Source organism: Micromonospora sp. NBC_00898 (genome assembly GCF_045207895.1).
Lineage (GTDB): Bacteria > Actinomycetota > Actinomycetes > Mycobacteriales > Micromonosporaceae > Micromonospora.
Window position 1 is genome coordinate 4,196,113 of the sequence record NZ_CP108775.1, and the last position, 23,028, is coordinate 4,219,140.

Below are 23,028 nucleotides of genomic sequence, written 5' to 3' on the forward strand. Positions count from 1 at the left end.
GCGCGCCAGTCGCGAGCCGACTGTCAGTTTGTCGGGATCAACTGACCCACCAGACCGTGCTGCTCGTCGTCCGGCCCGGCGCTGAACCAGAGCGTTCCCTCGCCGCCGGTCTTCTCGGTGCCCGGCAGCAACGCCCACAGGCCGTCGATGGTGATCGTGTCACCGTCATCGTCCCGCAACTGGCCTTCGAACTCGTCCCGGTCGAAGACGTTGATCCGGCCGTCGCCGAAGTTGCCGACCAGCAGGTCGCCGGCGAACGTGCCGAAGCTGTCCGGCGCGATGGCCAGGCCCCACGGCGCGTTCAGGGTCCCCTCGCTGGCGATCCGGCGCACGTCCGTGCCGAAGCGGGTGAAGAGGTCCACGAAGCCGAGCCCCGCACCGGCCACGTCGTCCTCGGCGTCCGCGTCCTGCTTCGCGTAGGTGACGTAGACCCGCTCGCCGACCGTGAACACGTTGAACGGCGCGAACCGTTTCCTCTCATGATGCGTAGGTGAGCTCATGATTGGATGTCCTACCTTGCGGTGGGACGGTCCCGGTCTTCCCCGCGGTGGCGGTGCCGGGTTGACGTTTCACGGCCACCGGCCCGCCGGGGCGGGTCTTACGGTCGGCTCCACGTCCGTTTCGCGTCTCCGAGCCACTCCCGGCGACGGTGGCCGCCAGCGCGGCCAGGTTCCGTGCGGCGTTGACGTCCCGGTCCAGGACGAGGCCGCACAGGGTGCAGGTGTAGGTGCGTTCGGACAGGGCGAGTTTGGTTTTCACCGCGCCGCAGCCCGAGCAGGTCTTCGAGGACGGGTACCAGCGGTCGGCCACCACCAGCCGCCCGCCGTTCCACCCCGTCTTGTAGGCCAGTTGCCGCCGTAGTTCGGCGAACCCGGCGTCGGCGATGCGCCGGGCCAGCCGCCGGTTGGCGAGCATCCCGGCCACGTGGAGGTCTTCCACCACGATGGTGCCGTACTCGCGGGTGAGCCGGCTGGTCAGCTTGTGCAGACCGTCACGGCGCAGATGAGCGACCCGCGCGTGCGCCCGGCCGAGCCGGGCGGACGCCCGTTCCCACCGCTTCGACGCACGTCGGCCGGTGCGCCGGTCAGGGCCGACCCGGCGAGAGGCGCGCCGGGCCAGACGCCGCATCCGGCGGGCGGCGGCGTCCACATGGCGCGGGTTGGGCTCCACCTCACCGGTGGACAGCACCGCCAGATGCGTCACCCCCAGGTCGACACCGACCGTCGCATCCGGGCAGGCCGGCATACCCTGGGTGCGCTGCACCGCGCAGGTGAACGACACATACCAGCGGCCACCATCGCGGCGCACCGTCGCCGACAAGACCCGGGCGGTGCCCGCCTCCAGCCGGCGGGCGAGCTTACGAGCCGACTCGTGCAGCTTCAACCGGCCCAGCCGCGGCAACACCACATACCTACGGTCCGGCTCCACGCGGATCGCCCCGGTGGTGAACCGCACCGACGGGGTCGACCGGCGTCGTGACTTGAACCGAGGGAACCCCACCCGGCGTCCGGCCCGCTTGCCGGTGCGGGAGTCCGACCAGTTCGTCAAGCCCCGGGCCAGCGCGTCCAGGCCCGTGTTGAACGCCTCCTTCGAACACTCCGCCCACCACGGCGCCACATCGGCCTTCGCCTGATTCCACGCTCTGCGCAGCGCCGGCAGCGACCAACCCTGCGTCGGGGTCAGGCCCGCCTCGTCGATGCCGTAAGTGCGTTCGGCGGCCCGCTGATCCATCACCGCCTTGACCCGGGCAAGTGAGGTTCCCCCGATAGCGTGGAGGCCGGACCTAAGGGGATAGATGGTCATGGCTGAGACGAGGCGGCGGTTCGACCGGGAGTTCCGTGAGGGCGCCGTGCGGATCGTGCGGGAGACGGGCAAGCCGATCGCGCAGGTCGCTCGGGACCTGGGGATCAACGACGGCACCTTGGCCAACTGGGTGGCGCAGGACCGGCGGGCTCGGGGTGAGGCCGCCGCCGGCGGTCTCGGTGAGGACGAACGCGCCGAGCTGGCTCGGCTGCGCAAGGAGAACGCCGAGCTGGCGATGGAGCGCGATGTGCTCAAGCGATCCGTGGTCCTGTGGGTCAAGGAGGCGACGAAGTGACTGTGGCCGGGTTCGTCGCCGCTCAGAGGACCGAGCACGCCGTGCCGCACGCGGTGACCTGCCGGGCGCTGGGGCTGAGTGAGTCGTGGTTCTACAAGTGGCGTGACCGGCAACCCACCACGCGGCAGACCCGCCGCGACGCCCTCGATGAGGCGATCCGGGCCTGCTTCGACGCCTCCGGCGGCACCTACGGCTCTCCCCGGGTGACCCAGGATCTGCACGCCGACGGGTGGCAGGTGTCGGTCAACACCGTCGCGGCGCGGATGGCCGCCCTCGGCCTGGCCGGACGCACCCGAAGGCGCCGACGCAGCCTCACCAAGCAGGGCAAACGCCCGGTGGCGCCGGACCGGGTGCGGCGGCAGTTCACCGCCGTCGCGCCGGACGTGTTGTGGTGCGGCGACATCACCGAGGTCGTCACCGACGAGGGCAAGCTCTACCTGGCCACGGTGATCGACCTGTACTCGAGGCGGCTGCTCGGCTACGCGATGAGCGCGCATCACGACGCCGACCTGACCCAGGCGACCCTGGGCATGGCCGCCGCGACCCGCGGCGGCACCGTCGACGGAGTGATCTTCCACAGCGACCGCGGCAGCGAGTACACCGCCGCCGACTACGCCAAGGCCTGCCGCCGCCTCGGTGTCCTACAGTCGATGGGCCGGGTCGGCTGCGCCCTGGACAACGCCGCCGCCGAAGCGTTCAACTCCACCATCAAGGTCGAGTACATCCACCGGCAACGGTTCCGCACCCGATCCGAGGCCCGACTCAAGATCGCCACCTGGATCGTCGACTTCTACAACGTCCGCAGACGTCACAGCGCCTGCGACGGCATGTCACCCGTCGACTACGAACACTTCATCGCCGAAGCCCGCCGGGCTCAGGCAGCTTAAACAACCCTCCACGCTTCCAGGGGATTGACACAAGCGCCCAGTTGTGCGCCACCCGCGCCGCACCAGCATGAGCCAACACCGCTCGCTCCTGCCGGGCCGTCAGGTCCAACGCGAACCGGTACGCCTGCACGACACTCAACCGCTCCCGGCCCGCCACGCCCAGCACGATAACCACCCGGTACGACGTAAACCCGCAACCACCAACTCCACACCCACACGGCCCGCCGACCGCCTGATCCCCCGTCACAATGCACCACCCACACCGCAAGCCACTCTTTTAATGTCACCAACGCATACCAACGCCTACTCAACCGGTGAGGTTCCCCCGTTAGCGTGGAGGCAACAGTTGACGCCCCCTCGGGGATGTCTGAGCTGGAAGACGAAGTCCGGGAGCGCGACCTTCTCGAAGTTCTCGTTGAACACGTCGATGCGCGCATTGTGGAAGTCGGTGGCGAGCAGGAAGTCGCCGAAGTCCGTCTTCAGCAGCGCGACCCCCTTGTAGATCGGTAGATCGCACCGTCCCGGTGGGCGACGACGACCGCCTTGGTGCCCGCGTTCGGGTTCCAGGCCGTGACGTTACCGCCCTCGCTCACGAAGATGAACCGGGCCGGTTCGTCGTCACCCCGTCCCGGCACCTCGAAGCCGTCCGTGTCGTTGAACGCGGCTCCGGTCGGCGCGTCACCGGGGATGGTGACGGTGAGATCCACCTTCTTGACGGGCTCGCCGTCCACACCCCCGCGGTAGACGGTGGCCGTGTTCGTGCCGTTGTTGGACACCCACAGCGGCGTGCCGCGGGCGCGGGCACGGGCACGGGAGCCGCACCGCTTCGGAGAGAGAGGTTTGCGCGGCCTTTCGCCGTCCGGAGTCGGTTGGGCGCCCGTAGAAGCCGTTCCATGACGACCACGAACCGAATGCCGGTTTCATGAATAGATATCGGCTTTTTACCCGGCAGGGGCACGCCGGCCGGGCGGAACCGGAACCGGCCCAAGGCGCTAGTGTCGCGTGTCTGAAGTGATTTGGCGGATGGGGTGTGGGGCAGTGGGGCCTGTCCGACCCGGCCTGGAACCCGCCTACCTCGGCCGCACGCCACAGTGGGCTACATCGGTGGCCAACACGTCGGTTCCACATGATGAGTCGCACTCCGCCGAGTATTCGGTGGGGTTGACGTAACGGAGCAGTGGTCCTTTTGCGTCGTAGACCCGCCGGCTGTCAGCCGAACAGAGGAAGGTCAACGACAACCACGTCCATGGCCGTCGGCGTTGTGGCAGCGTCACCCAAGAGAGGGCGTGACGGAAGCGGCACTCCAGTGCCGTGATCTGCGGTGAGAGGGGATCCCCCACATGAGCTCGTCCACCGGCCTGCTCGGCGCGGAGGGCTCCGGCTCCGTCTCGCAGGCGCCGAACCTGCCGAACGGGTTCACGGACACGTTCACCAGCCGGTACGTCGAGGCCGGGGCACTGCGTCTGCACGCGGCCATCGGAGGCGACGGGCCGCCGCTGCTGCTGGTACACGGCTGGCCCCAGACCTGGTACGCATGGCGGCTGATGATGCCGGCACTGGCCGAGAACTTCGAGGTGATCGCGGTCGATCAGCGTGGTATGGGGCTGTCCGACAAGCCCCGGGACGGCTACGACACCGCAACCGTCGCAAACGACCTTGTGGCGTTGATGGACGCGCTCGGCCACCAGCGGTTCGCCATGGTCGGCTGCGACACCGGACTGCTCATCGGCTACGCCCTGGCCGCTGATCACCCCGACCGGGTCGACCGCCTGGCCCTCGGGGAAGCCCCTCTTCCGGGCGTGTCTCCCACGCCTCCACTGTTCCTTCCCGCGCCGCTCAACGAACGCTTGTGGCACATCCCGTTCAACGCACTTCCAGAGGTCAACGAGAAGCTCGTCAGCGGGCGGGAGGACATCTTCTTAGGCGCGAAGTTTTCGGCCGCGGCCGGAAAGAAGAACCTGTCCACCGACGCCGTCAAGTACTACGTCGACCTCCTCGCGGCCGACCCGGAGGCGCTGCGCGGCAGCTTCGAGCTCTACCGCGCTTTCCCGGTGACCCAGGCGCAGAACGAGCAGCGCAAGACCCGGCGGCTGACGATGCCCGTCCTGGCGATCGGCGGAGCGGAAAGCTTCGGCGAACAGGTCGGCAAGACGATGGAACTCGTCGCGGACGACGTGCAAACCGTGGTCCTGCCCGACTGCGCACACTGGGTCGCCGAGCAGGCTCCGGACGCGATGCTCGCCGCCCTGATCGGGTTCCTGGCCCCGTACCGGGACGGGTGGCTCGCGGCCCGCAATCCGCGCTGAGCCTGTCGGGTGCGGTCCGGGAAGCGCGTCGCTTGCTCGGCGGAGGTCGCCGGCCGATGCACAAGTTACCGCGCACGTCGGTGAAGGCGGTCGGAGCGTCGCAAGGTCCGGGCCGAACGCCGCGATCAACATGAGTAGACACGGCAAAGCGACACGGCCGACCCGCGTCACACCACCAACGATCCGCCGCAGCCGGTACGAGTCTCTCCTTGATCCGATTCAAGAGGTCGATGCCATCAACCGTTAAATCACTTCAGACACGGGACACTAGCCTGCCGACATGGGCGGCTACACCTGCATCTCGTTGACCACCGACTACGGTCTCGCCGACGGTTTCGTGGCGGTGTGCCATGGCATGATCGCCCGAATCGCGCCGGCGGTACGGGTGATCGACGTCACCCACCTGGTGCCGCCGGCGGACGTACGCCGGGGTGCGGCTGTGCTCGCCCAGACCGTGCCGTACCTGCCGGCGGCGGTGCATGTCGCGGTGGTCGACCCCGGCGTCGGCACCGGCCGGCGGGGCGTCGCCCTGGCCACCCCTGGCGGGCTGCTGGTCGGGCCGGACAACGGACTGCTGCTCGGCGCCGCCGACGCCCTCGGCGGGATCACCGGCGCCGTCGAGCTGACCAACCCGCAGTGGCTGGCGCCCACGGTCTCCCGCACCTTCCACGGGCGGGACGTCTTCGCCCCGGTCGCCGCCCGGCTCGCGCTCGGCGCGCCGCTGGTCGGGGCCGGCCCGGCGGTGGATCCGGCGACCCTGGTCCGACTGCCGGCGCCGGTGGTCCGGCGGACCGGCGCGGGGTTCGCCGCCGAGGTGCTCACCGTGGACCACTTCGGCAACGTCCAGCTCGCCGCCCCCGGTGAGCTGCTGGAACAGCTCCCGGAGCGGATCCGGGTGGGCGGCCGGCCCGCGGTACGCGGGAGCACCTTCGGCGACGCCGCGGTCGGCGACCTGGTCGTCCACGTCGACTCGGCCGACCTGGTGGCGGTGGCGGTACGCGACGGCCGGGCGGTCGATCTGCTCGCCGTACGCCCCGGGGACGTCCTGTCAGTGACCGGCGACTGAGATCACGACTCCCCGGCCGACCTCGAGTGTGGAATGCTGCTCCGGTGGGTGAGCACTGGGTTCCTGTCGTCTGTCCGTGTTGCGCGTCCCGGACCGGCGGCGGCACCTGCCCGGTCTGCTTCTGGACGGACGACGGCCAGGCGGACGTGGACGCCGACGTGGTGCGCGGCGGCCCCAACGGCGACCTGAGCCTCACCCACGCCCGGCTGAACTTCGCCGTCTACGGCGCCAGCCACCCGCGCTACCAGGACATGGTCCGCTCGGCCCGCCCCGACGAACGGCCCTGACCCGACGACCGGCCGGCGGGCCCGGCCGGGACGCGGGCCAGCGGCGGTCACCACCTGGCAGTCGCCCCGCATGCCCATCGAAGGGCACTTCGCCACCCACAGCGACACCTGCGGCTTCCCCTCAGGCGAGGGAGGATGGCGGGGTGCCCGAAGGCGACACCGTCTGGAACACCGCCCGCGTCCTGCAGCGGGCGCTGGCCGGTGCCCGGCTCACCGGCTCCGACTTCCGGGTGCCGCAGCTCGCCGCGGCCGACCTGACCGGCTGGACCGTCCGCGAGTCGGCCAGCCGCGGCAAGCACCTGCTGCTCCGGCTCACCGCCCCGACCGGCACCCCCGGACCCGACGGCACGCCCGGGCCCGACGGGACGGCTGCGGGCGGTGCCTCCGGCGGTGGGCGGGACTGGACCCTGCACTCGCACCTGCGGATGGACGGCGCCTGGCGGGCGTACGCGCCGGGTGAGCGGTGGGTGGCCCGACCGGCGCACCTGATCCGGGTGGTGCTCCGCACCGCCGGGGCGGTCGCGGTCGGGTACCACCTGCACGAGCTGGCGTTGATCCCGACCGCCGAGGAGGAGTCGCTGGTCGGTCACCTCGGGCCGGACCTGCTCGGCCCGGACTGGGACCCGGCCGAGGCGGTCCGCCGGCTGGCCGCGCAGCCGGCCGCCACCATCGGCGAGGCGCTGCTGGACCAGCGGAACCTGGCCGGCGTCGGCAACCTCTACAAGTGCGAGGTGCTCTTCCTGCGCGGCGTCTCCCCGTGGACGCCGGTCGGCGCGGTGCCCGACCTGACCGGAACGGTCACCCTGGCGCAGCGGCTGCTGGCCGCCAACCGGGGGCGGTGGACGCAGAGCACCACCGGCTCGCTGCACCGCGGGCAGACCAGCTACGTGTACGGCCGCCGGGCGCAGCCCTGCCGCCGCTGCGGCACCGCCATCCGCAAGGAGGAGCTGGGTGAGCGGGTCACCTACTGGTGCCCGGCCTGCCAGCCGGAACGCCCCGGACCCGCCACACCGTAGAACTTCCACGAACCGGTCAAGATCGCCCGAGATAGGGACGATTGGGCAGTTCCCTCTGCCGACGTACACGTCGCATGCTGCGGTGGAGTGCTCACCGATCGTCAACAGGGCGTCCGCCCGTCACGCCGGAGTGGCGGCCGTCGCGCCCCGATCCCGGGGAGAGCCATGGCCCTGTTCCGCAGACTGCGGCCGAGCTGGGCGGACCGCGCGGTCCGCACCGACGAGGACCACGCCCCGACCGTGCCCGCCGCCCGCAACGGCGAGCCGGGCGGCCCCGCGCCGGCCAGCCTCGACCCGGCCGCCGTGCCGCGCTGCTTCGGTCCGGTGCCGAACTTCGCGGGCAGCCCGCTGCCGGTCGTGGACCGGCACGGCCGGGCCGTGCCCGGCACCGGCATCCGCAAGTTCGTCGACGCGCTCCCGTTGCCGGGGCCGCTGGGCCGCAACGGGTTGGGGGCCCACCTGCCGGTGGCGGTGCCGGACACCATCACCTGGCCGGGCTGCGACTACTACGAGATCGGGGTGCAGGAGTACACCCAGCGGCTGCACCGGGACCTGCCGGCCACCCGGCTGCGCGGCTACCGCCAGCTCAACCTCGGCACCGACCCGTCCGGACACAACACGGTGGCCCCGCCGGACCGCCCCTGGCACCTCGGGCCGCTGATCCGGGCCCGGCGCGGCCGGCCGGTACGGATCAAGTTCATCAACCTGCTCCCCACCGGCCGGGCCGGAGAGCTCTTCCTGCCGGTCGACGAGACGGTCGACGGGGCGGGCGTGGGCCCGCTGGACGGGCCGGCGCCGTATCCGCAGAACCGCGCGGCGCCGCATCTGGCCGGTGCCCAGACGGCCTGGATCAGCGCGGGCAACCCGTGGCGGTGGGTCACCCCGGCGGGCGAGATCACCCCGTACCCGACCGGGGCCGGGGTGACGCCGGTGCCGGACATGCCGCCGCCGGGCGCGGGCGCCACCACGCTCTACTTCCCGAACGAGCAGAGCGGCCGGCTGATGTGGCTGCACGACAACACCGTCGGCCTGTCCCGGCTCACCGTCTACTCCGGACAGTTGGCGCTCTACCTGCTCACCGATCCGGCGGAGGAGCGGCTCGTCGCCGACGGCGTGCTGCCGGCCGACCAGCTGCCGCTGGTGATCCAGGACAAGACCTTCGTGCCGGACGACGACCAGCTCGCCGCGCAGGACCCGACCTGGGACCGGGACCGCTGGGGCGCCAAGGGCAACCTCTGGCACCCGCACGTCTACCAACCCCGGCAGAACCCGTACCGGACCGAGGGGACGAACCCGACCGGTCGCTGGGACTACGGGCCGTGGACCCACGACCCCGACGGCGGCGGCAGCCCGTGGGTCGCCCCGGTGCCGAACCCGCACCACGATGTGGTCGCCGAGCCGGACGAGCCGCCGCTGACGCCGGGCGTGCCGCACCCGTCGGCCGTCCCCGCCGCGTACGGGGACACCGTGCTGGTCAACGGGGCGGCCTACCCGTACCTGACCGTCGAGCCGAGGGCGTACCGGTTCCGGATCCTCAACGCCTGCGCCGACCGCAGCCTCAACCTCCAGCTCTACCGGGCCCGCTCGGACGGCCCGCTGTGGCCTTACGGCGGCGGCCCGGCCGACCCGGACGCCGGGGAGGTGCCGATGGTCGCGGCGGTCCGGGCGGCGGACCGGCCGGCGTCCTGGCCGACCGACGGGCGGGACGGCGGGGTGCCGGACCCCCGGGCGGCCGGCCCGGACCTGATCCAGATCGGCAACGAGTGCGGCCTGCTGCCCGCCCCGGTGGTGCTGCCCAACCGGCCGGTCGGCTACCGGTACGACCGGCAGGACCCGACCGTGCTCAACGTGGACGGGCACACCCTGCTGCTCGCCCCCGGGGAGCGGGCCGACGTGGTGGTGGACTTCTCCACCGTTCCACCGGGCGCCACGCTGATCCTCTACAACGACTGCCCCGCCCCGCTGCCCCGCTTCGACCCCCGGTACGACCACCACACCGACGCCCCGGACCGCACGGCCGCCGGTGGGCTCCCGCCCAGCCGTCCCGGCTACGGCCCGAACACCCGGACCCTGCTCCAGATCCGGGTGGCCGGCGCCCCGGCGCCCCGGTACGACGTCGCCCGGCTCGCCGAGCGCCTCCCCGGCGCGTACGCGACCAGCCAACGCCCGCCGATCGTGCCGCAACCGGCGTACGACCCGGCGTTCAGCACCCGGACGCCCCGGGAGACGCTGGTGCCGACGCGCGCCACCTCGGTCAGCTTCACCCCGCCGGGCGCCGTCGCCCCGGTCACCCTCCCGCTCGCCGTGAAGTCGGTCGGGCAGGTCTTCGAGCCGCGGCACGGCCGCGCGGTGGGCCGGCTCGGCGTCGGCCACCCGCACGCCGGCCCGCTCGCCCCGGCCACCCTGCCGCTCGGTCCCGCCGACCCGGCCACCGAGGTGCTCTTCGCGGCGGACCCGACGGTGCCGGTGGGCGCTCCGGCCGACGGCACCCAGCTCTGGCGGATCGTCGGCGACGCCCCGCAGACCCATCCGGTGCACCTGGAGGGCTGCGACGTGCAGCTGGTCAACCGGGTCGGCTGGGACGGCACGGTCCGCCCGCCGGACGCCAACGAGCTGGGCTGGAAGGAGACCGTCCGGGTCAACCCCCGGGAGGACCTGATCGTGGCGCTGCGCCCGGTGCCGCCCACCCTGCCGTTCAAGATCGGCGACAGCGTACGACTGCTCGACCCGACCCGGCCGGCCGGCGCCCGACTCGACGCCTCGCCGGTCAGCCCGCTCGACGGGCGGCCCGCCACGGTGGTGAACCAGCTGGTCAACCTGGGCTGGGAGTACCGCTGGCACACCCGGGCCGCGGGCCTGCGGGACCAGGGCATGAGCCGGCCGCTGGTGCTGCGGGTGGCCCCGAAGGCGCCCACCGGGCTGACCGCCACGCCGGCGCCCGGCTCGGCGACCGCGCTGCCGGCGATCGCGCTGGCCTGGACCGGCAACGGCAGCCGACCGCCGGCCACCAGCCACCTGCTGCAACGGGCCACCGACGCCACCTTCACCGCCGGGCTCACCGAGATCACGGTGGCCGCCGCCGCCACCCGGTACACCGACGCCACGGTCACCCCCGGGGTGACCTACCACTACCGGATCCGGGCGGAGAACGCGGTGAGCTGCTCGGCCTGGTCGAACAGCGTCCCGGCGTCGGTGCAGCTCACCGCGCCGGCCAGGCTGACCGCGGCGGTCCCGCCGGCCGCGCCGCTGCGAGTGGCGCTGCGCTGGGCCAACCGCTCGTTCGCCACCGGGATCGACGTGCAGCGGGCCACCAACCCGACCTTCACCAGCGGGCCGGGCACCACCGCCATCGCGGTCGGCGACAACCATGTCGACCCGGCCGTCGCCCCGGACACCACGTACTACTACCGGGTCCGCACCACCTACCTCGGCGCGGCGTCCCCCTGGTCCACCGTCGCCACCGTGACCACCCCACCCCGGCCCGGGACGCCGGGCACGGTGAGCGCCACCGCCACCGCCCCCACGCCGGACACCGCGACGGTGATCCTGAACTGGTCGGCCAGCACCCCCACCGGCCCGGGGTCCGGGTTCGTGGTGCAGCGGGCGCTCGACGCGGCGTTCGGCGAGGAACTGGCCACCTTCACCGTCACCGGTCGGGGCTTCACCAACACCGGGCTGGCCCGGGGCGTCACCTACCACTACCGGATCCGGTCGTTCAACGTCGTGGGCACCTCCGCCTGGACCGGCCCGATCCCGGTCACCACCCCGGCGTGAGCCGGGCCCGGGCCGGGGCTCAGGGGGTGCGCAGGGGCATGCCGGCGGTCCGCAACTCGGCGAGTGCGGCGGCCACCCCGTGCAGCAGGTCGGTCGCCTCGGTGAGGCGGGCGGCGGCCGGGTGCTCGGTGGTCGGTCGGGCGTCCTCGGCGACGTAGCCGGCCGCCGCCACGACCAGCCGCTCGTACGCGGACACCCCGGCGTCCAACTGGGCGACCAGGGTGCCGTGCGCCTCGGCCAGCGACGCCCGGGCCTCGTCCGGGGCGAGCCGCAGCGCGCGTTCCACACTGGCCACCCGGCCGGCCAGGTCGCGCAGCGAGCGGTCGGCGTCGGCCGCCTCCCGCAGGGCCGGCTCGGCCAGCCCGGTCAGCCGGCCGGTCATCCCGGCCAGGGTCAGGGCGGCCCGGTCCAGTCGGGCCCAAGCTTCGGCCGCCGAGGTGCCGCGCAGCGCCAGCCGGGAGCGCACCCGGCGCACCTCGGCGAGCACCCCGGGGCCGACGGGCAGCCGCTCGACGGCGGCGAGCAGCCGGGCCCGGGACCGGGCGGCGGCCTCGGCCGGGTCGAGCGCCGGGGGCGCCGGCACGGCGGCGAGCGCCCGCAGGTCGATCCAGCGCCAGGCGGCGACCGCGATGGCGCTGCCGGCGGCGCCGGCCCAGGCCGCGTCCGGCAGGCCGATCCCGGCGTACGGGGTCAGCACGGCCGCGGCGCCACCGAGCCCGCCGGCCAGGACGCTCCACCGCCGGGCGGAGCGCCGCAACCGGCGCAGCCGGCGGAAGTGTCGCGCTCGCTCGTCTGCCATTCCCGCCTCCTCGCCCCGTCCGGGTCAGCTCGCGGCGGTGCTGTCCCCGGTGCCGCGTTCCCGGCTCATGCTGGCCCGGATCTCGTCGAGCCGGGCGGCGGCCGCCGGGTCGGTGGCCGGCGCGCTCTCGCCGGCCTGCGCCACCGCGGGCCGCTCCTGCCGGCCGGTGAGCTGCTCGCCGGCCATGCTCGACCGGATCTGCTCCAGTCTGGCCGATCCGGCCGAGTCGAGGGTCGCCTTCTGGATCTCGAGCATCCGGCCCTCGACCGAGTTGCCGGCCAGCTCGGCCCGACCCATCGCGGTGGCGTACCGGCGCTCGATCCGGTCCCGCACCTCGTTCAGCGACGGGGTGCTGCCGGGGGCGGTCAGCGAGGACATCGACTCCAGCGAGCGGGCCACGCTCTCCTGCATCTTGGCCTGCTCGAGCTGGCTGAGCAGCTTGGTCCGTTCGGCCAGCTTCTGCTGGAGGATCATCGAGTTGTTCTCGACCGCCTTGCGGGCCTGCGCGGCCGCGCCGAGCGCCTGGTCGTGCAGCGTCTTCAGGTCCTCGGTGGCCTGCTCGGCGGAGACCAGCTGGGTGGCCAGCAGCTGGGCGGACTGCTCGTACCGGCCGGCCTCGGCCTCGTCGCCCTTGGCCCGGGCCTGGTCGGCGAGGACGAGGGCCTGCCGGGCGTTGGCCTGGAGCTGCTCGACCTCGGACATCTGCCGGGAGAGTTTCATCTCCAGCTGGCGTTGGTTGCCGATCACGGCGGCCGCCTGCTGGACCAGCGCCTGGTGCTGCCGCTGGGCCTCCTCGATGGCCTGCTGGATCTGCACCTTCGGGTCGGCGTGCTCGTCGATCTTCGCGCCGAAGAGCGCCATCAGGTACTTCCAACCCTTGACGAACGGGTTAGCCATCTCCGCGTTGTCCCCTCAAGTAGCGTCGCTCCGCCTCGACCGTGCCGGGCGGGGCCGACCGGCGGGCCGCGCGGCGTGCCCCCATCGTCCCAGTCCGACGCCAGCCCGGCATAGGTACGGCGAGGGGGCGGTCACACAACCCTGATCAACCCTACGCGGCGGGGGCCACCCCGGCCACGGTGCGCGGGCGCGCGGTTCAGGCGGCGCAGACCACGTCCCGGTCCTTGGGGCGGACCCGGGTGCTGCGCAGCGTGGCCTTGAGCGGCGAGTCCTGGCGGACCTGGACGGCCACCGCACCGTCGGAGGTGACCTGGCGGACCCCCCGGTTGGTGGCCTTGCGGACGGCGGCCGCCGGGACCGGCGCCGGCTCGTCGACCACCGGGACCAGCACCCCCGGCATCTGCTCGGCCAGGGCGACGGTGTCGCTGACCTCGCGGAGCAGCTCGGAGAGGCGGGCGCCGAGCGCGTCGCAGATGGCGGCCAGCAGCTCGCTGGAGGGCTCCTTCTGGCCGCGCTCGATCTCGGAGAGGTAGCCGAGGCTCACGTTGGCGGCGGAGGAGACCTCGCGCAGGGTGCGGTGCTGCCCCTGCCGGCGCGCCCGAAGTGCGTCACCGATCACACGGCGTAGCAGGACCATCGCACCTCCCCCTGACGGGACAACCATCTCCGACCCGGCGTGCCGCGCCGGACGCGGCGGCCGCCCCCGGCGCCGACGTCGGCCGTCGGAGCCTTCCCGCAACCGTACCCGTTGGCCGGCCCGGCGACATCCCGCCCCGCCCCTTGAATCCCGCCGATCCACCCACACCGGTGCCCGCCGGCGGGGTCGGCGGCGCACCCGCCGTCGGGCGGGTCGGGTGCCGTGCCGCGGCCGGGGTCACCGGCGACCCGCCCCCGCCGGGTCGGCGGCCCGCGCCCCGTCGGCCTGGTCGGCGTCGCGGATCCGCTCGGCCAGCAGCCGCAGCGCCTCGATCACGGCGGCGGAGCGGATGTGGTCCCGGCCGCCGTCCAGGTCGAGCCGCTGCACGTCCGTGCCGGCCGGGCCGGCCACGGCGACGTACACCAGGCCGACCGGTTTGCCGTCCTGCGGCTCCGGCCCGGCCACCCCGGTGGTGGCCAGCCCCCAGTCGGCACCGCAGCGGCGGCGCCCGCCCTCGGCGAGCGCGACCGCCACGTCCGGGTCGACCGGCCCGCGCTCGGCGAGCAGTTCCGCCGGTACGCCGGCCAGCTCGGACTTCAGCTCGGTGGCGTAGACCACCAGGCCGCCCCGGTAGACGCCGCTCACCCCGGCGATCTCCACGATCGAGGCGGAGAGCAGCCCGCCGGTGAGGGATTCGACGGTGGCCAACGTCTCGTGCCGCTCGTGCAGGCTGTGCACCACGCCCGCCGCCGGACTACCGGCGGTCCGCTCGTGCCTGGCCTCCGTCCCCGCGTCAGTCCCCATGCCCGCTTCCTTCCCCGCCGTCCGCGCCCTACTCACCCGCGCCGCCCACCCATCGTCCGTCCCCGGCCGTCGACCGTGAAGGTATCGCCACGACCCGCCGAGCCGGCGGACAACGACTCATGATCATCGGCGCGGGCCCGGACGGCCACGCGCGCGGGAGGGGGTGGGGGTCAGGCGGTGGGGCGGCGGAGGCGGACGGCCTGGGCGATGTAGTCGAAGCCGGTCAGGACCGTGACGATCACGGCGGCGCCCATGATCCAGGCGCCGACGGCGGCCAGGGCCGCCGGCATCGGCCACAGATACCAGGTGATGGCGAGGATCTGCAGCGCGGTCTTGATCTTGCCGCCCCGGCTGGCGGCGATCACCCCGTGCCGGATCACCCAGAAGCGCAGCGCCGTGATCCCCAGCTCGCGGGCGAGGATCACCGCGGTCACCCACCAGGGCAGCAGGTCGTACCAGGAGAGCAGCACCAGGGCCGCCCCGGTGAGCGCCTTGTCGGCGATCGGGTCGGCCACCTTGCCGACGGAGGTGACGAGCTTGAACCGGCGGGCGATCCAGCCGTCCACCAGGTCGGTCACCGAGGCGACGACGAAGATCAGGCAGGCGGCCATCCGCCAGCCGGCGTGCGTCATGCCCGAGGCGACCACGGTCACCGCGAAGACGGGGACCAGCGCCAGCCGCAACGCGGTCAAGGCGTTCGCGGCGTTGACCACGGGCACCCGGGCCACCACCGTCGACTCCGCTCCGATCATCGCCGCACCCCGCTCCGGCTGGCGTGGTGTCCCTGGCACCGCACCACGTGGCACCCCCGCTCCGTCAGGACCCGCCGTCACCGTGCCGCGCCGGGCGCCGCCGAGATCATCTCATCCGGTACGGCGACCAGGTCCACACCCTCGGTCGCGGTGACCGTGGCCCGGACCAGGTCACCAGGGCGCAGCGCGGCCAGGTCCACCCCGCCGCCGTCCGGCGCGACCAGGGTGGTCGAACCGTCGACCTCCGGGGCCTGGTGGGCCGCCCGCCCCTCCACCACACCGTCGGCGACCGAGTCGACTAGCACCTCGACCGTCGAGCCGATCCGCTCCTCGGCCCGCTGCGAGCAGAGCTCGTCGGCGAGCGCGCTGAGCTTGTCGTACCGGCGCTTGATGGTGGCGGCGGAGACCTTGCCCGGCAGCCCGGCGGCCTCGGTGCCGTCCTCGTCGCTGTAGTCGAACATGCCGATCGCGTCGAGCCGCGCCTCGGTCAGGAACCGGACCAGCTCGTCGATGTCCGCCCGGGTCTCCCCGGGGAAGCCGACGATGAAGTTGCTCCGCGCGCCCGCCGCCGGGGCCAGCGCGCGGGCGGAGGCCAGCAGCTCCAGGAACCGGTCGGTGGAGCCGAAACGGCGCATCCGACGCAGTACCGGCTCGCTGGAGTGCTGGAACGACAGGTCGAAGTAGGGCGCGACGCCGGGCGTGGTGGCGATCACCTCGACCAGACCGGGCCGCGTCTCGGCGGGCTGGAGGTAGCTGGCCCGTACCCGGACGATGCCGTCGATCGCGGCGAGCTGCGGCAGCAGCTTCTCCAGCGCCCGCGGGTCGCCCAGGTCCTTGCCGTACGACGTCGAGTTCTCGCTGACCAGCACCAGCTCGCGGACGCCGGTCTTGGCCAGCCACTCCGCCTCGGCGAGCAGCTCGTCCGGCGTACGGGAGACGAAGGCGCCGCGGAAGGCGGGGATGGCGCAGAACGCGCAGCGCCGGTCGCAGCCGCTGGCCAGCTTGAGCGAGGCCACCGGGCCGGTGTCGAGCCGGTGCCGCAGCACCTGCCGCAGGTGGGCCGGGGTGTGCTCGTCGGTCTCGGCGGCGACCCGGGTCGGGGTGCCGTGGCCGGGCAGCGAGACCGCCGCCGCGCGCCGCTTCACCGGGGTGAGCGGCAGCAGCTCGCGCCGGTCCCGCGGGGTGTGCGCGTCGATCGCCTGGCCGGCCACCACGGCGTTCAGCCGGGCGGAGATGTCCGGGTAGTCGTCGAAGCTGAGCACCGCCTGCGCCTCGGGCAGGCTGTCGGCCAGCTCGCGGCCGTACCGCTCGGCCATGCAGCCGGCGGCGACCACCTTGGCGCCGGTGTCGGCGGCGGCGAGCAGCGTCTGGATCGAGTCCTGCTTGGCCTTCTCCACGAAGCCGCAGGTGTTGACGACCACCACGTCGGCGCCCTCGCCGTCGGTGGTCACCTGCCAGCCGTCGGCGTGCAGCCGGGCGGCCAGCTCCTCCGAGTCGACCTCGTTACGGGCGCAGCCCAGGGTCAGCAGGGCGACGCGGCGGCCGTCGGCGGCGGACGACAGCTCCAGATCGCGACGCGGCGCCAGACCGGCCTTCATTCGGTCCGGAGCGCCGCCTAGCGGCGCGGAGGCCGAATTATGGCCGCCAGCCGAGCTGGAGTTGTCGGAAGCGGAGGTGGCAGACACCATCCGAGGGTACCGGGCCGCACCGGGTAGCCCGCGACGGCAGGCCGCCGGCATCGGCCGGCTCACAGCGTCCGACCACTCCCGGTCGCGCCGGCGGCCGACTCGCGGCATGTCGCGCTGCCCGGCGGGCCGGAACCCGCGATGTGCCGCATCCCGCGGCCGAACGCCGGTCGGGCGGGCTGGCGTCAGCGGGCCGCCGCGCCCACCCGGGCCAGCCGGTCGAGCAGGAAGACCTCCGTGCCGGCCAGGCCGGTCGAGCAGAAGACCGAGATCTGGTCCGCGCCGGTCCGGCCGGGGACCGCCCCCGCCAGCACCGCGCCCAGGTCGCGCAGCCGTCCGGCGTACGGCTCGACGGCGGCGAGCATCGGCGGGGCGTACGCGGCCGCCTGCGCCGGCGAGTCGGTGACCAGCAGGTCGGCGACGTCCAGCAGGTCGGTGCCGAACTCGTGCCGGTCGGCCTGCTTGAAGCCGACGGTGTTGACGTGGGTGCCCGGGGCGAGGTCGGCGGCGTCGAGCACCGGGCTGGTGCTGGTGGTGGCGAGCACCACCACGTCGCGGCCGGCGACCGCCGCGCGGGCGGACCCCACCGCCCGGGCCGGCACGCCCAGCTCGGCGCGGACCCGGGCGGCGAACGCCTCCCGCCGGGCCGCCGAGCGGCTGTGCACGGTCACCTCGCGCAGCGGGCGCACCGCGGCGGCGGCCCACACCTGCGTCCACGCCTGCCGGCCGGAGCCGACCACGCCGAGGGTGGCCGCGTCGGGGCGGGCCAGGGCGTCCACGGCCACCCCGCCGAGTCCCCCGGTGCGCCGGGAGCCCAGCTCCTCGCCGACCGCGATCGCCCGCACCGCCCCGGTCCGCCCGTCGTGCAGCACGACCAGCTGCCCGCTCTCCGGGTGCCCGAAGGTGTCGTACGACCGGAAGCCGTACCACTCGCCGGTGAGGTGGCCGGCGGTGAGCACCATCCGGCCGCCGCCGAGCGACGCGGACGCCCGGGGCGGGGCGACCAGCCGACCCTCGTACGCGGCCAGCAGCGCGTCGCGCATCGCGGCGACGGTGACCGCGGCGTCCAGGGTCGCGGCGACGTCCTCGTCGGAGAAGAGCAGCGTCATGGGCCCCATCCTGCAACCTGAAGTGAGGTTGAGAGCCACCGGTGGTGGGGTTCGTCACCGCACCGGCGGCCGCCCCGCCCCGCCGGTGCTAACGTCGGCCTCGGCGGCCCCCACCGGCGTACCGCCGGGCCGCCCCGGACGAGTCGTGGGCGTACCCGGACAGGCCAAGACGCCCCGGACGACGACCGACTCGTCCCGGCCCGGTGGCCGGGCCCGCCCCGCAGAGGTGACCGCCATGGCCTGGATCGTGCTGGTGTTCTCCGGACTCCTCGAGACGGCGTGGGCGATCGCCCTCGACCGCAGCTCGGGGTTCAGCCGCCCCCTCCCCTCCGCCGTCTCCGCGGTCACCCTGGTGCTGAGCATGGCCGGCCTGGCGTACGCGCTGCGCGACATCCCGGTCGGCACCGGCTACGCGGTCTGGGTGGGCATCGGCGCGGTGGGCACGGCGCTGGTCGGCATGCTCGCCCTGCACGAGCCGGCCGGCCTGCCCCGGATCGTCTGTCTGCTCCTGGTCGTGGCCGGCGTCGTGGGCCTGAAGGTCTTCCACTGACCGATTCCGCCCACCTCGCGGGGTGCCGCACCGGATGCGTAGCGCGAGCGCCGGGTGGGTAGACACCGATCACCCACCGAAGGGTCTACTCACGGAGGACACCATGGCCGACATCCACGCCACCGCCCGCCCCCGCAGCAGCGCCGCGCGCATCTGCACCATCCTGGGTTTCGTCTTCGCCGTCATCGCGGTCTTCTTCCTGCCGCCGTTCTTCGGCCTGGCCGGCCTGATCCTCGGCATCGTCGGCGCGGTCCTCGGCGACAAGCCGCTCGGCTGGTACGCCGCCGCCGCGAGCGTGGTCGGCGCGATCCTCGGCATGGTCATCGGCGCCGCCCTGATGAATTCCTGACCCACCGCCCCACGACCAAGGCCCGCCGGAATCCGGCGGGCCTTGTCGCGTCGGTGTGTCCTACTCCTCGCCGCCGCGCAGGCCGACCAGGACCTCTTCCAGCTCGTCCGGCTTGACCAGCACGTCCCGGGCCTTGGAGCCCTCGGACGGGCCGACCACACCCCGGGTCTCCATCAGGTCCATCAGCCGGCCCGCCTTGGCGAAGCCGACCCGCAGCTTGCGCTGGAGCATCGACGTCGAGCCGAACTGCGAGGTGACCACCAGCTCGACCGCCTGCACCAGCAGGTCCAGGTCGTCGCCGATGTCCTCGTCGATCTTCTTCTTGCTGTCCTGCGCCGGGGCGAGCACGTCCGGGCGGAACTCCGGCTCGCGCTGGTCCTTGCAGAACTTCACCACGTCATGGATCTCGCGCTCGGTCACCCAGGCGCCCTGGATCCGGACCGGCTTGGAGGCACCCATCGGCAGGAAGAGCCCGTCGCCGCGGCCGAGCAGCTTCTCCGCGCCGGGCTGGTCGAGGATCACCCGCGAGTCGGCGAGGGAGGAGGTGGCGAACGCCAGCCGGGACGGCACGTTCGCCTTGATCAGGCCGGTGACGACGTCGACCGAGGGGCGCTGGGTGGCCAGCACCAGGTGGATGCCGGCGGCCCGGGCGAGCTGGGTGATCCGGACGACCGAGTCCTCCACGTCGCGTGGCGCGACCATCATCAGGTCGGCCAGCTCGTCGACGATCACCAGCAGGTACGGGTACGGACGCATCTCCCGCTCGCTGCCCGGCGGCGCCTTGATCTCGCCGTTGCGCACCTTGCGGTTGAAGTCGTCGATGTGCCGGACCCCGTTGGCGGCGAGGTCGTCGTAGCGCATGTCCATCTCGCGGACGACCCAGTCCAGCGAGTCGGCCGCCTTCTTCGCGTTGGTCACGATCGGGGTGACCAGGTGCGGGATCCCCTCGTAGCCGGTCATCTCGACCCGCTTCGGGTCGATCAGCAGCAGCCGCACCTCGTCCGGCGTCGCGCGGGTCAGGACCGACACCAGCAGTGTGTTCAGACAACTGGAGTTGTGCGTGGGGATGCACGCGCGACTGGCCAGGTACAGGTGACTCTGACTGTCGACCTCGATGCATCGGACAGGTACCGAGGCGATCGGCCGGACGTCCATGATGTAGCGCCGCGAGGTCGTCGGCCGCGTACGAACCACTTGACGGCTCGCTTTGCGCGTTAGCCGAAAGACCTTGTCGGCCGGGGTGAAGTGGATCCGGTAGCAGGTGGAGGTCGACTCGTTCCGGCCCTTCACCCGCTTCGTCGTCAGTGTCGCCTGATAACCGAGCCCAATGATCAACTCCAGAGCATCCTGGGCCAGACGCTCGTTCGTGAGCGCAAGTTCGACGCCGCCTTGCCTGGAAACCGTTCCGTCGGTGTCCAGCAGACCTGCCAGCAGTGCCCGCCGCTGTTGCTCTGACGAACGCAGGTAGCTGGCGGGGATGTGTTTCGTACCGATCTCACGGAACAACTGCCGCAGCGTCCGGTAACGGTCACGGGGAGGAGTGTCCGGTTCGGAGCGGCTCGGCCGCCGGAGCCTGGTCCGACCCCGAGCTGCCAGACACACCGCGGAGAGGCCGACCCCGAACTGCCGCGCCGCCCGAGCGAGGCTCACGCCCCCGGTGGCCAGTTCCACCGCCTCGGCGACTCGCCGTTCCCGTTCCGGCCTGTTCGAGATCGTGTACTGCATCCGGCTGGAAGCGTGCTTCGTCACGACATACCCATCCAGACGGATGTTGTCCAGCAGCTCCTCCTCGTCGCATGTGAAGCCGGCCGACCCGGTGGTGCCGTCACCCAACCAGCAGCCCAAGGTGTACGGAGCGATCGGTAGATCCTGCTCTGGATAGTCGAGAGCCCCGCACACCGCCACCGCGTGATTGGCCCACGATTCGCTCCGCCCGGCCACCCGTAGCGACGCTGCTATCTCTGCCGTCGTGACTGGGCGGTCGTCGAAGCTACGCCGCCGACCTGATCGTCCCGGATCCGCGACGATCTCATGCAACGCCTGGTAGACCCGGTGACGGGAATAGGTGGGCACCCGGCGGGTCACCTCGCGACCACCCCGCAGGTAGCTGGTCAGCGCGCTCTCCGCCTCCCTGGGCAACCCACGCACGACCCGGTACAGCACGTTTCGGAACTGCTGGCCGACATCCGCGATGATCTCGTCAGTCGACACCGGGCGATCGGCCTCCGCCAGCACCTTGTCCGCCTGTGTCGCCACCCGCTTCACGTCATCCGCGGACCAGTACGAACCATCCCTCCACCGGTGGGTTCGCTGAGTCCGGCCCGCCCTCGTCGTCGTCTGCCACTGGTGCTCAGCGTCGGCGACGATGACGGTGCCGTCGGAGAACTCCACCTCGTAACAGGGGCGGTCATACATGACGGGGGTGGCGGCGACGATGGTGCAGGCTCGGCCCTGCTCGTCGAAGACCCTCCCGCCAACCTGGAGGGCTCCCATGGTGGACCATCCGTCAGGCGTCGGGATCGGCGTGTCCAGGGCCAGTGCCTTGCCCGCGCCGGTCGCGCCGGCAATCAGGATGTGCGGCATCTTCGCCAGGTTGGCCACCACGTAGCCGCCCTCGATGTCCTTGCCGAGCGCCACCACCATCGGGTGGTGGTCGCTGGTCGCGGCCCGGGAGCGCAGCACGTCGCCGAGGGCGACGTTCTCCGGGTCGGTGTTCGGGATCTCCACGCCGACCGCGCTCTTGCCCGGGATCGGGCTGAGGATCCGCACGTCCGGCGACTTCACCGCGTACGCGATGTTGCGGGAGAGCTGGGTGATCCGCTCGACCTTGACGCCGTGGCCCAGCTCGACCTCGTACCGGGTGACGGTCGGGCCCCGGGTGAAGCCGGTGACGGCGGCGTCCACGTCGAACTGCTCGAAGACGCCGGTCAGCGCCGCGATCACCTCGTCGTTGGCCTTGCTCCGGGTCTTCGGGGCGGCCCCGCCGCTGAGCATGTTGGCCGGCGGCAGAGTGTAGTCGCCGGCCAGCCCGGTGAGCGCGAGCTGCTCGGCCCGGGTGGGCGCGGGCGAGTGCTCCGGCGGCTCGACCGGCTTGCGGGTGGCGGGCACCTTCGCCGGGGACTTGCGCGGGATGACCAGGGTGTCCTGGAGGTCGACGCCGTCGTAGTCGCCGTCCGGGTCGTCCGGGTCCAGCGGCGGCGGCATGCGCTTGGCCGGCCGCTTGCGGGCCGGCTTCTCGACCACCTCGGCCTCGTCGCTGGCCGGGGCCGCGACCAGGATGCCGGCGAGCAGCCCGAGCCGCTCCGGAATCTTGTTGATCGGGGTCGCGGTGACCACCAGCAGGCCGAAGAGGAGCAGCAGGATCAGCAGCGGCACCGCCACCCAGGCGGTGATCGCCGTCTCCAGCAGGTCGCCGACACCCGCGCCGATCAGGCCGCCCGCGTAGTCCCGCTGCACGGAGTCCACCGGGTCCTGTCCGATGTGCAGCAGCGCCGCCGTGGCGAGCAGCATCGAACCCCAGCCGACCAGGCCGCGGCCCCGGTGCTCGGGGTCGGCCGGCGTGCGCATCAGCCGCCAGGCGCCGATCATCAGCAGCACCGGCACGACGATCGCGATCGCGCCGAGGAAGAGCCGCACGGTGTCGGCCAGCCGGGCGCCGACCGGCCCGGCGGCACCGAACCAGATGGCCACCGCGGTGAGGATGCCCAAGCCGAACAGCAGCAGCCCGCCGCCGTCGCGGCGATGCTCCGGATCAAGGTCGCGGGCCGACGCGGCCTGCCGGCCGGCCGCCCGGACCGCCCAACCCACCCCGTGCGCCAGTACCATCCAGACGGCGCCGACCGCGCGTCCGACGTAGACCGCCGGGCCGGGCCGGGCCGCGGGCCGCCGCCGGGCCTTGGCCCGGGTGGTCTTCTTCGCCGGCTGGCGGGCACGGCTGTTCGTGGTGCCGCGCGGCGACGCGCCGCGCCGCCGGCTCGCCTGAGAGGTACGGCCCGCCATACAGTCACCGTAA

Annotated in this window: 21 protein-coding genes, 1 pseudogene and 1 riboswitch; of the genes and pseudogenes, 9 read left to right on the forward strand and 13 right to left on the reverse strand. The window is 73.1% G+C overall.

What is annotated here, in order from left to right; all coding sequences use genetic code 11:
- Positions 1 to 23: 23 nt before the first annotated feature.
- Entirely contained in the window at positions 24 to 500 is a 477-nt protein-coding gene (locus OG799_RS20380; protein WP_406036757.1) for a TIGR03118 family protein, read from the reverse strand.
- Positions 478 to 1,803 (reverse strand): IS607 family element RNA-guided endonuclease TnpB, encoded by a 1,326-nt coding sequence (tnpB, locus tag OG799_RS20385; RefSeq protein WP_406036758.1) that lies wholly within the window; start codon positions 1,801 to 1,803, stop codon positions 478 to 480. Before tnpB ends, OG799_RS20380 begins: the two co-directional genes overlap by 23 nt.
- On the opposite strand from tnpB, the gene OG799_RS20390 reads away from it, so the two are divergent.
- Complete coding sequence (locus OG799_RS20390) at positions 1,802 to 2,098, forward strand: transposase (protein ID WP_357115009.1); 297 nt, start codon at positions 1,802 to 1,804, stop codon at positions 2,096 to 2,098. The two genes, tnpB and OG799_RS20390, sit on opposite strands and share 2 nt — an antisense overlap.
- Positions 2,095 to 2,985 carry an IS3 family transposase gene (locus OG799_RS20395; RefSeq protein ID WP_406036336.1) on the forward strand — a complete coding sequence of 297 codons (891 nt, stop codon included), beginning with the start codon at positions 2,095 to 2,097 and terminating at the stop codon, positions 2,983 to 2,985. The genes OG799_RS20390 and OG799_RS20395 overlap by 4 nt, the downstream gene beginning before the upstream one ends.
- Here OG799_RS20395 and OG799_RS20400 read toward each other — a convergent pair.
- Together OG799_RS20400 and OG799_RS20405 are read right to left on the reverse strand one after the other, a co-directional pair.
- Positions 2,951 to 3,232, reverse strand: a complete 282-nt coding sequence (locus OG799_RS20400) for a helix-turn-helix domain-containing protein (protein ID WP_406036759.1) — start codon at positions 3,230 to 3,232, stop codon at positions 2,951 to 2,953. The genes OG799_RS20395 and OG799_RS20400 overlap by 35 nt on opposite strands.
- Positions 3,233 to 3,464: 232 nt before the next feature.
- Complete coding sequence (locus OG799_RS20405) at positions 3,465 to 3,761, reverse strand: hypothetical protein (RefSeq protein WP_406036760.1); 297 nt, start codon at positions 3,759 to 3,761, stop codon at positions 3,465 to 3,467.
- Between the two features lie 564 nt (positions 3,762 to 4,325).
- Between OG799_RS20405 and OG799_RS20410 the strand changes: the two genes are divergently transcribed.
- The 5 genes from OG799_RS20410 to OG799_RS20430 all read left to right on the forward strand — a co-directional run bounded on the left by OG799_RS20410 (position 4,326) and on the right by OG799_RS20430 (position 11,434).
- The gene (locus OG799_RS20410) at positions 4,326 to 5,291 is read left to right on the forward strand and encodes an alpha/beta fold hydrolase (protein ID WP_406036761.1); all 966 of its coding nucleotides are present in this window, start codon (positions 4,326 to 4,328) and stop codon (positions 5,289 to 5,291) included.
- Between the two features lie 280 nt (positions 5,292 to 5,571).
- Entirely contained in the window at positions 5,572 to 6,357 is a 786-nt protein-coding gene (locus OG799_RS20415; RefSeq protein ID WP_406036762.1) for an S-adenosyl-l-methionine hydroxide adenosyltransferase family protein, read from the forward strand.
- Between the two features lie 44 nt (positions 6,358 to 6,401).
- On the forward strand, positions 6,402 to 6,644 hold the full coding sequence (locus OG799_RS20420) for a CPCC family cysteine-rich protein (protein WP_406036763.1): 243 nt from the start codon (positions 6,402 to 6,404) through the stop codon (positions 6,642 to 6,644).
- Between the two features lie 143 nt (positions 6,645 to 6,787).
- The gene (locus tag OG799_RS20425; protein ID WP_406036764.1) at positions 6,788 to 7,660 is read left to right on the forward strand and encodes a zinc finger domain-containing protein; all 873 of its coding nucleotides are present in this window, start codon (positions 6,788 to 6,790) and stop codon (positions 7,658 to 7,660) included.
- 165 nt (positions 7,661 to 7,825) lie between these two features.
- A complete protein-coding gene (locus OG799_RS20430) occupies positions 7,826 to 11,434 on the forward strand; it encodes a multicopper oxidase domain-containing protein (RefSeq protein ID WP_406036765.1) in 3,609 nt (1,202 codons plus the stop codon).
- Between the two features lie 19 nt (positions 11,435 to 11,453).
- Here OG799_RS20430 and OG799_RS20435 read toward each other — a convergent pair whose 3' ends face one another.
- The 7 genes from OG799_RS20435 to OG799_RS20465 form a co-directional block, all read right to left on the reverse strand.
- Positions 11,454 to 12,233: a hypothetical protein gene (locus tag OG799_RS20435; protein ID WP_406036766.1), complete on the reverse strand. Its 780-nt coding sequence runs from the start codon at positions 12,231 to 12,233 to the stop codon at positions 11,454 to 11,456.
- A gap of 24 nt (positions 12,234 to 12,257) precedes the next feature.
- Positions 12,258 to 13,130, reverse strand: a complete 873-nt coding sequence (locus OG799_RS20440) for a PspA/IM30 family protein (protein ID WP_406036767.1) — start codon at positions 13,128 to 13,130, stop codon at positions 12,258 to 12,260.
- A 196-nt stretch (positions 13,131 to 13,326) separates the two neighbouring features.
- Entirely contained in the window at positions 13,327 to 13,767 is a 441-nt protein-coding gene (locus OG799_RS20445) for a helix-turn-helix domain-containing protein (RefSeq protein ID WP_406036768.1), read from the reverse strand.
- Positions 13,768 to 14,004: 237 nt separating this feature from the next.
- Positions 14,005 to 14,571: a CinA family protein gene (locus OG799_RS20450; RefSeq protein ID WP_406036769.1), complete on the reverse strand. Its 567-nt coding sequence runs from the start codon at positions 14,569 to 14,571 to the stop codon at positions 14,005 to 14,007.
- A 170-nt stretch (positions 14,572 to 14,741) separates the two neighbouring features.
- The gene (pgsA, locus tag OG799_RS20455; protein WP_406036770.1) at positions 14,742 to 15,323 is read right to left on the reverse strand and encodes a CDP-diacylglycerol--glycerol-3-phosphate 3-phosphatidyltransferase; all 582 of its coding nucleotides are present in this window, start codon (positions 15,321 to 15,323) and stop codon (positions 14,742 to 14,744) included.
- Positions 15,324 to 15,400: 77 nt separating this feature from the next.
- Positions 15,401 to 16,921, reverse strand: a complete 1,521-nt coding sequence (gene rimO / locus OG799_RS20460) for a 30S ribosomal protein S12 methylthiotransferase RimO (RefSeq protein ID WP_406036771.1) — start codon at positions 16,919 to 16,921, stop codon at positions 15,401 to 15,403.
- A gap of 272 nt (positions 16,922 to 17,193) precedes the next feature.
- The gene (locus OG799_RS20465) at positions 17,194 to 18,117 is read right to left on the reverse strand and encodes an ornithine cyclodeaminase family protein (protein WP_406036772.1); all 924 of its coding nucleotides are present in this window, start codon (positions 18,115 to 18,117) and stop codon (positions 17,194 to 17,196) included.
- A gap of 118 nt (positions 18,118 to 18,235) precedes the next feature.
- Positions 18,236 to 18,296: riboswitch (guanidine-III (ykkC-III) riboswitch) on the forward strand.
- Between the two features lie 56 nt (positions 18,297 to 18,352).
- Here OG799_RS20465 and OG799_RS20470 point away from each other — a divergent pair.
- Positions 18,353 to 18,667, forward strand: a complete 315-nt coding sequence (locus tag OG799_RS20470; RefSeq protein ID WP_406036773.1) for a DMT family transporter — start codon at positions 18,353 to 18,355, stop codon at positions 18,665 to 18,667.
- Between the two features lie 103 nt (positions 18,668 to 18,770).
- The gene (locus OG799_RS20475; protein WP_406036774.1) at positions 18,771 to 19,016 is read left to right on the forward strand and encodes a hypothetical protein; all 246 of its coding nucleotides are present in this window, start codon (positions 18,771 to 18,773) and stop codon (positions 19,014 to 19,016) included.
- Between the two features lie 60 nt (positions 19,017 to 19,076).
- On the opposite strand, the gene OG799_RS20480 is transcribed toward OG799_RS20475, so the two are convergent.
- Entirely contained in the window at positions 19,077 to 21,509 is a 2,433-nt protein-coding gene (locus OG799_RS20480) for an FtsK/SpoIIIE domain-containing protein (protein WP_406046351.1), read from the reverse strand.
- Positions 21,510 to 21,539: 30 nt separating this feature from the next.
- Positions 21,540 to 23,015: pseudogene (locus OG799_RS20485) on the reverse strand (DNA translocase FtsK 4TM domain-containing protein); the annotation flags it as partial.
- Positions 23,016 to 23,028 lie beyond the last annotated feature (13 nt).

Excerpts from the sequence above, each read along its gene's own strand:
- pgsA (WP_406036770.1), bottom strand. The coding sequence starts at position 15,323 with ATGATCGGAGCGGAGTCGACGGTGGTGGCCCGGGTGCCCGTGGTCAAC.
- OG799_RS20440 (WP_406036767.1), bottom strand. The coding sequence starts at position 13,130 with ATGGCTAACCCGTTCGTCAAGGGTTGGAAGTACCTGATGGCGCTCTTC.
- OG799_RS20430 (WP_406036765.1), top strand. The coding sequence starts at position 7,826 with ATGGCCCTGTTCCGCAGACTGCGGCCGAGCTGGGCGGACCGCGCGGTC.
- OG799_RS20415 (WP_406036762.1), top strand. The coding sequence starts at position 5,572 with ATGGGCGGCTACACCTGCATCTCGTTGACCACCGACTACGGTCTCGCC.
- OG799_RS20480 (WP_406046351.1), bottom strand. The coding sequence starts at position 21,509 with ATGGGAGCCCTCCAGGTTGGCGGGAGGGTCTTCGACGAGCAGGGCCGA.
- OG799_RS20465 (WP_406036772.1), bottom strand. The coding sequence starts at position 18,117 with ATGACGCTGCTCTTCTCCGACGAGGACGTCGCCGCGACCCTGGACGCC.
- OG799_RS20410 (WP_406036761.1), top strand. The coding sequence starts at position 4,326 with ATGAGCTCGTCCACCGGCCTGCTCGGCGCGGAGGGCTCCGGCTCCGTC.
- OG799_RS20475 (WP_406036774.1), top strand. The coding sequence starts at position 18,771 with ATGGCCGACATCCACGCCACCGCCCGCCCCCGCAGCAGCGCCGCGCGC.
- OG799_RS20470 (WP_406036773.1), top strand. The coding sequence starts at position 18,353 with ATGGCCTGGATCGTGCTGGTGTTCTCCGGACTCCTCGAGACGGCGTGG.
- tnpB (WP_406036758.1), bottom strand. The coding sequence starts at position 1,803 with ATGACCATCTATCCCCTTAGGTCCGGCCTCCACGCTATCGGGGGAACC.
- rimO (WP_406036771.1), bottom strand. The coding sequence starts at position 16,921 with ATGAAGGCCGGTCTGGCGCCGCGTCGCGATCTGGAGCTGTCGTCCGCC.
- OG799_RS20390 (WP_357115009.1), top strand. The coding sequence starts at position 1,802 with ATGGCTGAGACGAGGCGGCGGTTCGACCGGGAGTTCCGTGAGGGCGCC.
- OG799_RS20435 (WP_406036766.1), bottom strand. The coding sequence starts at position 12,233 with ATGGCAGACGAGCGAGCGCGACACTTCCGCCGGCTGCGCCGGTTGCGG.
- OG799_RS20450 (WP_406036769.1), bottom strand. The coding sequence starts at position 14,571 with ATGGGGACTGACGCGGGGACGGAGGCCAGGCACGAGCGGACCGCCGGT.
- OG799_RS20380 (WP_406036757.1), bottom strand. The coding sequence starts at position 500 with ATGAGCTCACCTACGCATCATGAGAGGAAACGGTTCGCGCCGTTCAAC.
- OG799_RS20445 (WP_406036768.1), bottom strand. The coding sequence starts at position 13,767 with ATGGTCCTGCTACGCCGTGTGATCGGTGACGCACTTCGGGCGCGCCGG.